The sequence below is a fragment of the Caballeronia sordidicola genome, from assembly GCF_002220365.1.
GTDB lineage: Bacteria > Pseudomonadota > Gammaproteobacteria > Burkholderiales > Burkholderiaceae > Caballeronia > Caballeronia sordidicola_C.
On record NZ_MTHB01000049.1, the window covers coordinates 126456 to 141046 of the forward strand.

The following is a 14591-nucleotide window of genomic DNA, read 5'->3' on the forward strand; positions in this document are numbered from 1 at the left end:
GCTGCAATGCAATAGAATAGTCATCTCATCACGCGGCTGGCGGGCCAACCCGGTCAGCCGCGGGAGCTGCTGACGCCACTGCGCTCCATGCGCATGCAGACGCAATCGGGTTTCGCACAATCCCGTCGTATCCCTCCTATATCACCTTCCAAGGCGGATCCCACGACGACGATGATCTCTTTCGACTCCTTCGAGCGAATCGCTTCCGCTCCGCTCAATACCTGGCCCGGAACGCTTGTCGTAGCGGCGCTCTTCGTGCTGTTCGCCATCGGCGTGCACCGCGTGGGCGCCCGCATCCTGACGCGCATCGCACGGCCGTACCCGTTGATGAGCGTGGTATTGCGCTTTGTCGACAAACCCGCGCTCGCGCTGCTGATCATTCTCGGCCTGGGGTTCGTGCTGGTTGAAACCCCCGATGCACTGCCGTTCGCCGGCGCGCTGCGCGACCTGCTCACCGTGATGCTGATTGTCGCGCTGACGTGGCTTGCCGTGCGCTCAGTGGGCGCGGTGGCCGAAGCGCTGGTGCAGGCCCACCCCCTCGACAGTAAGGACAACCTGCAAGCGCGCCGGATTCACACGCAGGCTCGTGTGCTGGCGCGTTCGGTGATGGTGGTGATCGTGATCATCGGCTTCGGCGGCGCGTTGATGACGTTTCCCGCCGTGCGTCAGGTCGGCGCGAGCTTGCTGGCGTCGGCGGGCGTGGCGGGGCTGGTGGCGGGTATTGCCGCGCGCCCGGTGCTGGGCAACCTGATCGCCGGATTGCAGATAGCGTTGTCCCAACCCATCCGGCTCGACGACGTGGTCGTGATCCAGGGCGAATGGGGACGGGTAGAAGAAATCACCGGCACTTATGTGTCTATCCGGATCTGGGACCAGCGGCGCCTGATCGTGCCGCTGCAATGGTTTATCGAGAATCCGTTCACCAACTGGACCCGCAACAGTTCGCAGATCATCGGCACGGTGTTTTTCTTCGTCGATTACCGCATGCCGCTTGCGCCGATGCGCGAAGAGCTCGAGCGGATTTTGCAGAACGCGCCGGAGTGGGATCAGCGCGTGCAGGTGCTGCAGGTCACCGATGCCACCGAAAAGTCGATGCAACTGCGCGTGCTCGTCAGTTCCTTCGATTCCGGCTTGAACTGGGATCTTCGATGCCGGGTGCGCGAAGGTCTGCTGAACTTCATGCAGTCGTCGTATCCGCAGTTCCTGCCGCGCACGCGTGCGGATATATCGCCGGAGGGGGAGCATGTCGATTTTGTTGCGCCGCTCGAGCGCAGCATGGCGGACGGCCATGACGGCGCGGCCGGAACGATCAGGCCGCCGGTGTCCCGCGGGACAGCCAATACAGAAGCCGATCCGGTGGCGAGCCGGGGAGAGCGGCACGGCCCGGAGGCATCGGCGAATTCGGCGGCTAGCACCGCCCCGAGTGCGCCCGGCGGCGGCGCGGCTAAACCCGCCGATCGGCGCTGAGCCGGCTCGGTGGCATTGAGATTGCGGACAAGCTCACACTAAGCGACAGTGAGAGACCAAGAGGCGAGACTACGGAGCACGCCCGGGCATCGGAGAACGCGGCACGCAATTGAACTGTGGCTGTTGCCCGGAGCCGAATGAAGATCATCAAGAAAGAGAACCGGCCGCGACCCTCGCATGTAGTCGGCCACGAAGTGCGGCCACGAAGTGCGGCCATAAAAAAATACACACACCCTGAATAGAATCGCAAAAATAGGAAGCCAGTAATGACCCGCCTAGTCGTTGTATCGAATCGCGTAGCCTCTCCGACAGAAACCAAAGGCTCGGCCGGCGGCCTCGCCGTGGGTGTCTTCGGTGCACTGAAGGACAGCGGCGGCGTCTGGTTCGGCTGGAGCGGCGATGTGGTAAGCGACAGCGTGGCGAACCAGGGACCGAAACTCGAACAGGACGGGGCCGTCACGTTCGCCACCGTCGGCTTGCCGAAAAAGGACTACGACCAGTATTACCGCGGTTTTTCGAACGCGACCTTATGGCCTGTCTTCCACTATCGCAACGACCTGGCCGTCTACGACCGCGAGGAATACGCCGGATACAGACGGGTCAACTCCTGGCTGGCGCATCGTGCAATCAAGCTGCTGCAACCTGACGACGTCATCTGGGTCCACGACTATCACCTGATCCCGTTTGGCGAGGCGCTGCGCTCGGAAGGCGTGACCAACCGGATGGGCTTTTTCCTGCATATTCCGTTTCCGTCACCGCAGATCCTGCTTAACATTCCGCCGCATGAGGAACTGGTCAAGTCATTGTGCTGCTATGACGTAGTGGGTTTCCAGACCCCCGGCGACCAGGCCGCGTTCCACGATTACATCGTGCGTCACGCGCATGGAACCGCCACGGCCGATGGTGAAGTGGAAGCGTTCGGACGCCGGCTTAAAACCGGCGTGTACCGCATCGGCATCTTCCCCGATGAAATCGCCGAGCAAGCCACCCGCGGCGAAGCGCGTCAGGATGTGATGGACCTGAAGCAGAGCCTGGAAGGCCGCAAGCTCATCATGAGCGTGGACCGCCTCGATTATTCGAAAGGCCTGGTCGAGCGCTTCAAGGCGTTTGAACATTTCCTCGAAAAATCGCCGGAATGGCGGGGCAATGTCACGCTGGTGCAGATCGCGCCACCCACGCGCTCGGACGTGGATACCTACCAGCAGATCCGCCATAACCTGGAATACGAAGCAGGACGTATCAACGGCCGTTACTCGGGCCTCGACTACACGCCGATCCGCTACATGAACCAGCGTTATGACCGGTGGAAGCTGATGTCGCTGTTTCGCGAATCGCAGATCGGGCTGGTCACGCCATTGCGCGACGGCATGAACCTGGTCGCCAAGGAATATGTCGCGGCGCAAAATCCCGATGATCCCGGTGTGCTCGTGTTGTCCCAGTTCGCGGGCGCCGCCGACGAAATGAAGGGCGCACTGATGGTGAACCCGCACGACATAGTCGGCATGAGCGAGGCTATTGGGCGGGCGCTTTCCATGCCGCTCGCCGAACGCCGCGAGCGGTATGAAACCAACATGGTGATGCTCCGCAAATACGACCTGGGCGTCTGGCGCGACTCGTTTCTCGCCGACCTGCGAGGCGTGAAACTGAACAAACAGCCGAACAAACGGCCGCCGAGCAACAAATAACAACACATGCAGCGCCGATGCAAAAGCCGCTTGCCAACGGGATATCGGCCTGAAAACTGCACTATTTCGACGAAAATCGAGTGTTTCGCCACTGTAACAGCGTCGTGAAAGTGAAAGTTTTGCCAACAATGAGGCTTCCACGGCCAATAATACGGTGTCGCGCTCGCGCGCTTCGCACATCAACAACATTACGCGCGAGGGCGACCGGCGCCCGTGCCGATCAATATCACCGACCAAACATCACGGCGACGTAAGACCGAGTGGAGACGCGAACTATGAGAATTGCACAAATAGCCCCATTAACCGAATCAGTGCCGCCCAAGCTGTATGGCGGCACTGAGCGGGTTGTTTCGTATATCACCGAGGCGTTGGTTGAACTTGGGCACGACGTGACCTTGTTCGCTTCAGGCGACTCGCAAACCAAGGCGAAGCTCGAAGCCGTTTGGCCTCGCGCGTTGCGCCTTGACCCGGCCATCCGCGACCGGATCGCCCCGCACATGCTGCTGATGGAAATGGTGCGGCGCCGCGCCGACGACTTCGATGTGCTGCATTTCCACATGGATTACTACTCGTTCTCGCTGTTCAAACGCCAAGACACGCCGTTTGTTACCACGCTGCATGGCCGGCTTGATTTGCCGGAGCAACAACCAATCTTCAACACGTTCGATACCGCGCCGGTCATCTCCATTTCGGACGCGCAACGTCATCCGTTGCCGCAGGCCAAATGGCTCACGACCGTGTATCACGGGCTGCCGGAAACGCGCTACATGCCGCAGCCGGTCGAGCCGACGTACCTTGCGTTCCTTGGGCGTATATCGCCGGAAAAACGTGTCGATACCGCCATCCGGATTGCCGGCCGGTGCGGGATGAAAATCAAGATTGCGGCGAAGGTGGACTCAGCGGACCGTGAGTACTACGAACGCGAAATCGCGCCGCTGATGGAGCTGCCGTATGTGGAATTCATCGGCGAAATCGACGATGACCAGAAGGCCAGCTTCCTCTCCGGCGCCCACGCGCTGCTGTTCCCGATCGATTGGCCGGAGCCGTTCGGGCTGGTCATGATCGAGTCGATGGCGTGCGGCACACCGGTGATCGCGTTCAATCGCGGAGCGGTGCCGGAAGTGGTGGACGAGGGCGTGACGGGGTTTATCGTCGAGGACGAGATTGGCGCCGTGGCGGCCGTGAACCGGCTGCATACCGTGTCGCGCGAGGGCGTGCGCAAGCGCTTCGAAGAACGCTTCACGTCGCATCGCATGGCGCAGCAATATGTTGATGCCTATCAGGTGATCGTGCGCGCGCAAAAGCGTTCACGCTTCAAGCTGATCGACAGCGCGACGAGCTGAAAAGCGCGTCTGAAAAGCGCTTCGCCAGCGTCACAGCCGAAAAGAAAACCGCCGCGCAGTACGACCTTCCGGTCATGCTGCGCGGCGGTTTTAACTTGTGGCGCCTGGATTCAGGACTCAGGCCGGCTCTTGCCGGCCAAAGACCCCGATCAGATCTTCAAACGCGAGACCTTCGTGCCTTCCAGCGAAAGGTTAGCCATCAGGCCAGCGTTCGTCAGCACGAACACTTCGACCGGAGCCGTTGCGGTGGTCGAATCGATATTGCCGTTCGCGCCCATCTTGACCAGTGCGACCGACGCATCGCCGCCCACCGACCAGCCGTCGGTATTGCGGAATTTGTCGAGCGCGTCCTGCGTCATGAACAGGAAGACGATCGACTTCGATTGCGCGCCGGCTTGCAGGCCGATCGATCCCGACGTCGTGCTGTAGTAGCCGACCGAGCTGCCACCCACCCGCAACGCGCCCTTGCCGTACTGCGCCCCGACGATAAAACCTGCAGCCAGCACCGACGGGAACACGAGCACGCCACGCGCCTTGCCAACCAGTTCGCGCGAGCCGCGAGCGGTGACATATAGGCGCTGCATCGTCGCGTCAATATCTGCGTCAATCGAACGGCGTGCGTCCGCGTCGCCCGCCGTCTGTTGTGCGCCCTGATTCGAGGTTGTCGTGCAACCCGCCAGCGCGAAGCCACCCATTGCAAGCGCGGCGGTCGATTTGATCATGAAGTTTCGTCTTTGCATCGTTTTCTCCATCGTGGTTTTTTGGGAAACCCCATCTACGGGTGTTGCAGCATGGCGTTTTATAACACAGCACGACCGTGTGCAACATGTCCTGAAATGTCGTAAAGCCTTACCCCGCTTGGCTTGCGCCGTGTCAGGCAAATGCAATGAGGTAATTTTGACCTGCCTGGCCGGGATGCCGCCTGCGTGAGAAAACGCTTGTTTGCGCGAAACATTCCTCTCTCACAACAGACAAAATCAAAGGACGCAAACGGCGGGCCAGCCCGTCCGGACCACTCAAATTCCGGTCAAAATTACCCGTCAAAATAAAATGAAAAATTGCATGAGATAGTGCAAAAAAGCCTGTAGCGGTGTTGTCCCAGCGCTCCAATGCCAACGCATTTCTACGGTTTGGCAATCCGTGTGGATTCATTGGCTTGTTTCGCTTTGTCATTTTTTGTGGGAGGGCGACGGAGGGAGCGTCGGATCACCCCTATCACTGCGCCCAACAAGAACAGCGTGATTGCCGGTACGACCCAGTAGCCGACAAACGCGTGCCATAGGTAACCGAACAGCACGCTTCGGCGAGTCGAATACTCCTCTTGGGCATCCTGGTTCTTGGCGGCATTGGCTGCGATTACGTCGGGTGGACACCCGGCTGTGCGCGCTTCGTCGAGGGAACCTTGGCAGCGTGAAACGGCGGGAGAGGCACGTTGCGCGTCGGTGAACGTCCATGTGGACAGGGAGTGAGCAAGATCCTGGGCATCGTAGGCGAGCTGCTCGCGAAGCTCGTTTGCCGCAACGATCATGACCGGAACCGACCAAAAAGTAATCAAGACCAGCCACCGCCTGAACCAGCGGTTTTTATATCGCCATACCATCCTCGGGCCTCCGTCCGTTGCAGTGCTGCAAGCCGGCTAGACTGTGGCGGACCGATGGCGCATTAGTTGTTCTGGTGGGCCGCCTTCGCGTCATCTTATGAGATAAACCGCGCGCCGCGTAGCACGACCGTAGCTGCACTGCAATAAGACGGGGCGGGGTTTTCCCGCGTTCGGGACTTCACCTAGTCACGGTTTATGTGCGATTGATGCGCGGCTTATGGCCGATTCATATCCCGACTCATACCCCGATTCATCCCCGAGAAAGCCATGAAAAAAAGCCGCGTGTGTACGGCACGCGGCTTGAGCTAACAATCGCCAACAATCAAACGTCACCTCGCTCCGGTTCAGCCCTTGTTGCTGAGACAGTCCTTCATGAAGGCCTTGCGATCGTCGCCTTTTTTGCCTGTCGCCGACTTGTTGCACGCCGTCATTTTCTGCTGCTGGGTCATCGGAGCGGCGGCCGCAGGTGTCGAGGAGAGGCAATCTTTCATGAATGCCTTGCGATCATCGCCTTTCTTGCCCGCAGCCTGCGCATTGCAGGTCGTCATCTTCGATTGCTGGCTGTTATCGGCGAACGCTGGTGCTGCAGCGAAGGTAGCGCTTAAAGCGACGCCGAGTGCGAGCGCTGCCATGGTTGCCCGGATCTTCATGCGATTCTCCCTTTAAATGAATGACGTGAAACGAGGTGAAGTGCTGCAAGGTCAGGCACGTATCAATACCGCCGCGGCGTTTGCCGTCGCTTTTGCCAACATTGCCATCGTCAGTCGGCTTAAATCAGGCAAACCCTGGCAAACTCAGGCAAGTCATTATGGCAAAAAGCCATACAAATGCCGTACGGTTTCGAACTGACGGGACTCGAAAGGCACATGACGTCCGCGTCATTCAAAAGACGCCTGCATTAATCGAATCAAACCGATTAAAACTAATTCGGCCTGTCCCGAGTCCATCGGTACACGTTTTGTAAGCTTTCTTTCACCGACGGCAACGGTTCTGAGCAAGAGGCTTACAATTTCCATTTCGTTCGCGCGCTTGAACTGCCAATGACGCTCGATGTTTTCGCGGCCTGCAACGACCGCCACCCAGAGGCATCCACGCGGGAAAGTCTCCGTTGTAGCGTCGCAACATTCGCGTGAACGGTGTCATCACGCCGACAAACCGCCTTCACGGGCTCTCTCTACACTCTTCGTGCGCTGCGTTGCAAAGCCGTGCGATCCTGTGGTTCTACTGCTTAAAGGAGTCGCGTATGTCCCGCCCCTTGTCCGATCACTACAAAGGTTTCGAGATTACTGTCCAGGCATTGCGCCGCGCGAAAGAACGCGACGAGCCGGACGACGGCCCCCGCCATTTCGATATCGTCGTCAACATTTCGCGCAGTTCCAGTGGCGAGAGCGGGAAATCGGAGATGTTCGGCGTGCCGGAGCAAGAGCCGTTCAACAGCCCGATTGATGCGACACGAGCGGGCATCGAGTATGCGCGGGCGATCATCGACAAGAAGGTGGAAGGGGAGTCCGTCGATGAGCTGTGAAAGCTTGGCGGCATCGTTGCATCACGCGTTGCGCAAAGATCAGGGCCGACAGCGATTGCGGTAGGCAGCGCATACGCCCACGGCCATCGATCCGTGCGAAGCGCGCTTTCACCTGGATGAAAGCCAGAGACAAGCTGGCCCGCACGAGGATCTCGCAATGTTGATTCCGTCTATTTGAGGGGATGTGTCTCAATGTCCGGCACGACTGCCGAATCCCGACCGGAGGCAGTCCGGGGGGCCCAATCTGCCCGGAAAAGAAGCGGCCGGAACCGGTAACCGACACGCCAGCACCCCAGCACCCCAGCACCCCACGCCCATCCTGTTTCATCCAAAACTGAACATCCAACAACTCAGAACGAAACCAGGAGATTTGCTGCATGAACTCACATCACAAACCTGTCAAACCCGCGCTGCGCCGCCGTTTCATGTCTGTCGCGCTGTCACTGGGCGCGTGTGCCGCGTTGCCGTTGTCGCTGTATTCAACCGGCGCCGCCGCGCAAGCCGCGCACAAGCCCAAGGTCGCACTCGTGATGAAATCGCTGGCGAATGAGTTCTTCCTGACCATGGAAACCGGCGCCAAGGATTATCAGAAACATTACTCGAGTCAGTTTGACCTCATCACGAACGGCATCAAGGACGAAACCGATACGGCGAACCAGATCCGCATTGTCGAGCAGATGATCGTCTCGAAGGTCGATGCGCTCGTGATCGCCCCGGCTGATTCAAAAGCCCTCGTTCCGGTCATCAAGAAGGCCGTGGATGCGGGGATCATTGTGGTGAATATCGATAACCGGCTGGATCCGGACGTGCTCAAGTCGAAGGACCTGAACGTGCCGTTCGTCGGCCCGGACAACGCGAAGGGCGCAAGGCTGGTCGGGGGTTATCTTGCCAAGCGACTCAAGGCTGGCGATGAAGTCGGCATTATCGAAGGCGTGTCGACCACGACCAACGCGCAGCAGCGCACGGCCGGCTTCAAGGACGCAATGCAGACGGGTGGCATGAAGGTTGTCGCGCTGCAATCCGGCGACTGGGAAATCGACAAGGGCAATGCAGTGGCGTCGCAGATGCTGAACGCGAACCCCAACATCAAGGCGCTGCTTTGCGGCAACGACAACATGGCCTTCGGCGCGGTTGCTGCAGTGCGGGCGGCCGGCAAGGCGGGCAAGGTGCAGGTCGTCGGTTACGACAACATCAACGCCATCAAGCCGATGCTCGCCGACGGCCGGATCCTTGCCACTGCGGATCAATACGCCGCAAAACAAGCGGTATTTGGTATCGATACCGCTTTGAAGGCGATTTCCGAGCATAAAAAACAGTCGGAATTGTCAGGCATAGTGGAAACACCAGTGGTCCTGATTACCAAAAAATAGGTATTACACGCATAGGGGTCGATTTGTCTGCTTATTTCTTAAGAAATAGGCGCCGCTGCCGATAAACGAGAGAATGAGACGATCAACTCGTTTTCGATGAATGGTCAAGCGGAGCCCGGCATCTTGTATCCGAACTTGGTAGGCTGGATAGTGGGACGATATTGGCCGTATTTGGGATAGTTGAGGCTGTGCGAACAGGCCCGGCTGCAAACGATTGCGCTCGGACCTGTGCAGGAATTGAAGCATCGCTTTATTGAGGTCCACATGGTCCGCGAAGTCCGGTTTCTTGCCGGGCGCAGCGAGAGGGGCGCGCGTTTGAAAAGCGCAGCGGCTTTTCGCCGGAGAAAAGGATGGACGACAGAGTGGAAACCGCACCCATTCTCACGGTGAGCGGTATAGGCAAGACCTACGTGGAACCGGTTTTATCCGATGTCACGCTGGATCTGCACGCGGGCGAAGTGCTCGCGCTGACCGGGGAAAACGGCGCCGGGAAAAGCACGCTGTCCAAGATCATCGGCGGCCTGGTCGATCCGACCACCGGCACCATGGCCTTGGGTGGAACGCATTACGCGCCGGCCAGCCGCAAGGAGGCGGAAGCGCTCGGCGTGCGCATGGTGATGCAGGAACTGAACCTGCTGCCTACGTTGTCGGTGGCGGAAAACTTGTTCCTGAACCGCTTGCCGCAGCGCAAGGGATTCAGATTCGGCTGGATCGACCGGACGGCGCTGCGCGAGGACGCCCGGCACGCGATGCAGCAAGTAGGGCTTGACGCGATCGACCCGGATACGCTCGTGGGCGAACTGGGGATCGGGCATCAGCAGATGGTCGAGATCGCGCGAAATCTGATTGGCGATTGCCGTGTGCTGATTCTCGACGAACCCACCGCCATGCTGACGGCGCGCGAAGTGGACCTGCTGTTCGAGCAAGTCGAGCGCTTGAAAGCGCGGGGCGTGGCGCTGGTGTACATCTCGCACCGGCTGGAAGAACTGAGACGGATCGCCGGGCGCGCAGCCGTGTTGCGCGACGGCAAGCTGGTTCACATCGACGCCATGCAGAACCTGAACAGCGACCGCCTGGTCACCCTCATGGTGGGGCGCGACATAGGCGAGCGGATCGATCTGGGCGAGCGGAAGATCCGCGACGTCGCGCTGAAAGTTGCGGGCATGAGCCGTGCCCAGGTGGTCCGCGATGTGTCCTTCGAGGTGAAGGCGGGCGAGATCTTTGGCATCAGCGGGTTGATTGGCGCGGGCCGCACGGAACTGATGCGGCTGATCTACGGCGCGGATCGGGCCGATAGCGGCGTGGTCTCGGTAGCGCACGAAGGTGCTGCGCTCATGCCGGTGAAGATTACGTCGCCTGCGGACGCGGTGAGGAACGGCATTGCGCTGATCACCGAGGATCGCAAGGGCGAGGGTTTGCTGCTGCCCCAGCCCATTGCCGCGAACATTTCGCTTGGCAATATCGGCGTGGTGTCGAGCAAGGGTTTTGTCGATGGACGGCGCGAAGCGGCGCTGGCGCAAAAACAGATCGACGCGATGCACATCCGCGCCGCCGGTCCGTTGCAACCGGTGTCGGAATTGTCGGGCGGCAATCAGCAAAAAGTGGTGATCGGCCGCTGGCTTGCGCGGGACTCAACCGTGCTGTTGTTCGATGAACCCACGCGCGGCATCGATGTTGGCGCGAAGTTCGATATTTATGCGTTGATGGGTGCGCTGGCGCTGGAAGGGCGGGCGCTGGTGGTGGTGTCCAGCGATCTGCGCGAACTGATGCTTATTTGTGACCGGATCGGAGTAATGTCGGCGGGACGCATGACCGGGATCTTCGAGCGAAACACATGGTCGCAGGACGCGCTGTTGGCAGCCGCTTTTGCCGGCTACGCGAAACGCGACGAAATCCTTCAGGAACCCATCGTGCCGGATGCCAAGGCACCGCCGCAGCCAAGCAGCGGCGGATCGGCAGTGAAGCGCTGAACCGGCAAAATGCAAGTCTTCCAAGCAGTTGAATCACGGCGGTGAAAGCAGGTAAAGCAATGAAATCAGGCACAAAAGCAGCAAAAAACTGTGGCGCCTTCAAAGCATGAAAGCCGGCGCGGGGAAAACGCTGGCGGGCGGTCGTCATGGCCGCAAACACGCAGATGTAGAACGGTAAGACCGAGCAGGCAACCGGAAACGCAAGGCTAAGGGCAGCGCAGTGCGACGCGCGTTGCGGGGGCCAATCAAGAAGAGCAAGACCCAAGTCAGAGAGAAGGACCAAGTATGGCGACGATCAAAGATGTGGCAGCCATTGCGGGCGTATCGTTCACTACGGTGTCTCATGTCGTGAACAACTCGCGGCCCGTGTCGGCTGAGGTGCGGCTGAAGGTGGAGCGCGCGATCCTGGAACTCGATTACGTGCCCTCGGCGGTGGCGCGTTCTCTCAAGGCGCGCAATACGCTCACCATTGGCTTGCTGGTGCCGAACGCAACCAACCCGTACTTCGCGGAACTGGCGCGTGGGGTGGAAGACGGGTGTGCGAAGAACGGCTATTGCATGTTCTTCTGCAACTCGGATGACGACCCGGCCAAGCAGCGCAGCTATTTGCGTGTACTGCAGGAAAAACGCATCGACGGACTGGTGATTGCATCGGCTGGAGAAGATGCCGTGCTGGCGCAAAGTCTGGCCGGTTCGCGTGAGCCGCTCGTGATCCTCGACCGGAATATTGAAGGCGTATCGGCGGATCTGGTGCAGATCGACCACGAGAAGGGCGGTTATCTGGCCACGCGCCACTTGCTGCAACTCGGCCACTCGCGGGTAGGCTGTATCACCGGTCCAATTGGCACGGCGGTCAGCGCGATGCGCGTCCACGGATTTATCCGTGCAATGGCGGAGCGTGGCATCGAGATCGAGCCGAACGCCATCCAGCAGAGCGCATTCTCGGCCACCGGCGGTTACGAGGCAGCGTCGCAACTCTTCGATACCCTCAAGCCCACCGGTATTTTTGCGTGCAACGACATGATGGGCGTTGGTGCATTGCGGGCGGCAGCGGAGCGGGGTATCAACGTGCCGCGTGACTGTTCGATCATCGGTTTCGACGATATCGAATTGAGCCGGTACACCTATCCGGCTTTGTCGACGGTTGGGCAGTCGGTACGCGAACTCGGGGAGCTGGCGGCGCAGACGTTGATCGACCGGATCGCGGGCACGGTGCCTGCGACCACGCGGCGGCGTGTGGTGACACCGCGCATGATCTTGCGTGAATCGACGGCGGTCGTGCCGGAAGTGCTGCCGCTGGCTTATAGGAAAGATGCGGTGCTCGGATCCGCTGCTGCGGTGAATGCCGTGGCGTTGGGCCAAGGCAATACCGAGAAGGCCTGAAGCAGACCGAGGACGTTCGCAAACGGGGCTTTGCCGGCGTCGGCAAAACCCCGTTTGCCAGTGCGCCGGCGCGCGCGAACCGCTTGCAGCAAGGCTAAGAACCAGAGAAACAATTCAACCTCCGCGGGCCGCCGCGCTGGCAGCATCCTCACTTCCTCATTCTTCCCGCTTTCACCCTGAATCGAACGCAACCGGTTCCACCCGCGGCCGCCAAGCCGATGGCATCTATTATCGTGAACCGTTTACAACAATTGCATTAATGCGCTCTGTTGCTTAATAACCCGCATCTAAAGTTCTCAGGGTAAATCATTAGACGAAATAACATTTCATGAATTTCCTCAAGTGCGTCGTGCGCACGCCGTAAAAGATGTCCAAGCAGGCGAATCTGGTGTTGCCCCGAATGACGATTTCAGAACCGCACCGTGCCGACATTTGTATAAGCAGCTCCGAGGAAAATCATGAACATGAGTTTAACGATCAAGGCGCGTCTCGGTCTGACGATGGCATTTCTGGGGCTGCTTCTGGTAGCGATCGGAGGATTGGGACTCTACGGGATGACGCAGGCGAACCAGTCCTATCGCAACACGTTCGAGAACCAGATGCCGAGCGCTAATGCCGTCAGCAACGCGGAGCTTTATACGGCCCGCGAACGGCTCATATTCGACCGGGCGGCGTTCCTTGCCGGAACACCCGAGGTAGCGGCGACCATCGAGCGCGGCGGCATGATGCGCAACCGCGCCAACGATTACTGGAAAAAATACACCGAGCTGCCGCAGGACGCGAACGAAAAGCAACTCGCCGACGCCTCCAACGCCAAACGCCTCGCGCTGCAAAAGGTGATCGACAGCGGCTATGACGCGGTCAGGGCGAATGACCAACCCCACATCATAGAAACAGCCAAAGCGATGCAGGTCGCGTACGGTGAGCTTTCGACGGCCAACGACGCGCTTCGCAAATTTCAGTTCGACGGTGCCAGACAGGGCTACGACGCAGCCCAATCGGCCGCGGCGACTTTTCGCACGTTGAGCCTGATCGCCATCCTGGCCGGATTGGCCGCCGCCGCGTTTTCGTGGGTCGCGCTGCGCCGTGCGATCGGCCGCCCGCTTGACGCCGCGCTCGAGCACTTCGAAGCTATCGCAGCCGGTGATCTGCGCGGCAAGGTCGTTGCCACCTCTCGGGACGAAATGGGCCTGCTGATGCAAGGTCTTGCACGGATGCAGGCCAGTCTCGTCGGCACGGTTCGCAGCGTACGCTCGGGCAGCGAATCCATCGCGACGGCGACCAAGCAGATCGCAGCCGGCAATATCGACCTGTCGTCGCGTACGGAAGAACAGGCGTCGGCGCTGCAGGAAACCGCGTCGAGCATGGATGAACTGACCGGCACTGTTAAGCAGAACGCCGATAACGCCCGGCAGGCAAGTTCGCTGGCGGCCAACGCGTCGGAGATCGCCAACAAGGGTAGCCGCGTGGTGGCTCAAGTGGTCGACACCATGGGCGATATCAACCAGAGCTCGGCGAAGATCGCGGACATTATTACGATCATCGAAGGGATTGCGTTCCAGACCAATATCCTGGCGCTGAACGCGGCCGTGGAGGCCGCGCGGGCCGGTGAAGAAGGGCGTGGCTTCGCAGTCGTGGCAGGCGAAGTGCGCAACCTGGCACAACGCTCGTCGGCGGCGGCGAAGGAGATCAAGGGTCTTATCGATACCTCGGTCGAACGCGTGCAATCAGGGACCTCGCTGGTCGACGAGGCCGGCCGCACGATGAACGAGATTATCGGCGCGGTGCAACGTGTAACCGACATCATGGGCGACATCGCGGCGGCGTCGCAGGAGCAGAGCAGCGGCATTGAACAGGTGGCGCGCGCAGTCACGCAGATGGACGAAGTGACGCAGCAGAACGCGGCGCTGGTCGAGGAAGCAGCGGCGGCGGCGCAATCGCTGGAGGATCAGGCAGCGAAGCTGCGGCAGGCCGTGGCAGTCTTTCAACTCGACGACGACAGCGCGGTCGAAGCGGGTTTCAGCCACGCGGCGGCGAGGCCCGGATCATCCGCCGCAGCCAAGTCGCGCCTGGCCATTCCGGCGAGACCGCGGCGCGCAGCGCCGGCTGTGACATTGGCTAAAGCGCCCGTCGCGGCGCGGCCGGCGACAACACGACCGGTCGCGGCTGCGGCTACCGGTGATTGGCAAACTTTCTGATCGGCTGAATGGGTTTATTGAGTCAAACGCGCTCCGCGAACCTCGTTCGC

14 protein-coding genes are annotated in these 14591 nt (G+C 60.0%); 9 read left to right on the forward strand and 5 right to left on the reverse strand.

All coding sequences use genetic code 11. The features are described 5' to 3' along the window. The first annotated feature begins 171 nt into the window (after nucleotides 1-171). The 3 genes from BSU04_RS09265 to BSU04_RS09275 all read left to right on the forward strand — a co-directional run bounded on the left by BSU04_RS09265 (nucleotide 172) and on the right by BSU04_RS09275 (nucleotide 4495). On the forward strand, nucleotides 172-1467 hold the full coding sequence (locus BSU04_RS09265) for a mechanosensitive ion channel family protein (protein WP_089160338.1): 1296 nt from the start codon (nucleotides 172-174) through the stop codon (nucleotides 1465-1467). Nucleotides 1468-1733: 266 nt separating this feature from the next. Further along, nucleotides 1734-3152 (forward strand): alpha,alpha-trehalose-phosphate synthase (UDP-forming), encoded by a 1419-nt coding sequence (gene otsA / locus BSU04_RS09270; protein WP_089160339.1) that lies wholly within the window; start codon nucleotides 1734-1736, stop codon nucleotides 3150-3152. 275 nt (nucleotides 3153-3427) lie between these two features. Beyond that, a complete protein-coding gene (locus BSU04_RS09275) occupies nucleotides 3428-4495 on the forward strand; it encodes a glycosyltransferase family 4 protein (RefSeq protein ID WP_089160340.1) in 1068 nt (355 codons plus the stop codon). 149 nt (nucleotides 4496-4644) lie between these two features. On the opposite strand, the gene BSU04_RS09280 is transcribed toward BSU04_RS09275, so the two are convergent. The 4 genes from BSU04_RS09280 to BSU04_RS09290 all read right to left on the reverse strand — a co-directional run bounded on the left by BSU04_RS09280 (nucleotide 4645) and on the right by BSU04_RS09290 (nucleotide 6745). Next, the gene (locus BSU04_RS09280) at nucleotides 4645-5235 is read right to left on the reverse strand and encodes a BPSL1445 family SYLF domain-containing lipoprotein (protein WP_089160341.1); all 591 of its coding nucleotides are present in this window, start codon (nucleotides 5233-5235) and stop codon (nucleotides 4645-4647) included. Nucleotides 5236-5368: 133 nt separating this feature from the next. Then, nucleotides 5369-5605, reverse strand: a complete 237-nt coding sequence (locus BSU04_RS45280; RefSeq protein ID WP_179258258.1) for a hypothetical protein — start codon at nucleotides 5603-5605, stop codon at nucleotides 5369-5371. A gap of 13 nt (nucleotides 5606-5618) precedes the next feature. After that, nucleotides 5619-6095, reverse strand: coding sequence for a hypothetical protein (locus tag BSU04_RS09285; protein WP_089160342.1), 477 nt, complete (start codon nucleotides 6093-6095; stop codon nucleotides 5619-5621). A 344-nt stretch (nucleotides 6096-6439) separates the two neighbouring features. Further along, nucleotides 6440-6745 (reverse strand): PsiF family protein, encoded by a 306-nt coding sequence (locus BSU04_RS09290; protein ID WP_089160343.1) that lies wholly within the window; start codon nucleotides 6743-6745, stop codon nucleotides 6440-6442. Nucleotides 6746-6761: 16 nt separating this feature from the next. Here BSU04_RS09290 and BSU04_RS09295 point away from each other — a divergent pair, with 16 nt between their 5' ends. After that, nucleotides 6762-6944 carry a hypothetical protein gene (locus BSU04_RS09295; protein ID WP_089160344.1) on the forward strand — a complete coding sequence of 61 codons (183 nt, stop codon included), beginning with the start codon at nucleotides 6762-6764 and terminating at the stop codon, nucleotides 6942-6944. 29 nt (nucleotides 6945-6973) lie between these two features. Here BSU04_RS09295 and BSU04_RS09300 read toward each other — a convergent pair whose 3' ends face one another. Continuing rightward, nucleotides 6974-7174 carry a hypothetical protein gene (locus BSU04_RS09300; RefSeq protein WP_089160345.1) on the reverse strand — a complete coding sequence of 67 codons (201 nt, stop codon included), beginning with the start codon at nucleotides 7172-7174 and terminating at the stop codon, nucleotides 6974-6976. A 164-nt stretch (nucleotides 7175-7338) separates the two neighbouring features. Here BSU04_RS09300 and BSU04_RS09305 point away from each other — a divergent pair, with 164 nt between their 5' ends. From BSU04_RS09305 to BSU04_RS09325, 5 genes are all read left to right on the forward strand, one after another. Further along, nucleotides 7339-7620, forward strand: a complete 282-nt coding sequence (locus BSU04_RS09305; protein ID WP_089160346.1) for a hypothetical protein — start codon at nucleotides 7339-7341, stop codon at nucleotides 7618-7620. Between the two features lie 425 nt (nucleotides 7621-8045). Further along, complete coding sequence (locus BSU04_RS09310) at nucleotides 8046-8990, forward strand: sugar ABC transporter substrate-binding protein (RefSeq protein ID WP_179258261.1); 945 nt, start codon at nucleotides 8046-8048, stop codon at nucleotides 8988-8990. Nucleotides 8991-9340: 350 nt separating this feature from the next. Then, nucleotides 9341-10960, forward strand: a complete 1620-nt coding sequence (locus BSU04_RS09315) for a sugar ABC transporter ATP-binding protein (protein ID WP_089160348.1) — start codon at nucleotides 9341-9343, stop codon at nucleotides 10958-10960. A gap of 285 nt (nucleotides 10961-11245) precedes the next feature. After that, complete coding sequence (locus BSU04_RS09320) at nucleotides 11246-12343, forward strand: LacI family DNA-binding transcriptional regulator (protein ID WP_089160349.1); 1098 nt, start codon at nucleotides 11246-11248, stop codon at nucleotides 12341-12343. A gap of 458 nt (nucleotides 12344-12801) precedes the next feature. Further along, on the forward strand, nucleotides 12802-14541 hold the full coding sequence (locus tag BSU04_RS09325) for a methyl-accepting chemotaxis protein (RefSeq protein ID WP_144021173.1): 1740 nt from the start codon (nucleotides 12802-12804) through the stop codon (nucleotides 14539-14541). Nucleotides 14542-14591 lie beyond the last annotated feature (50 nt).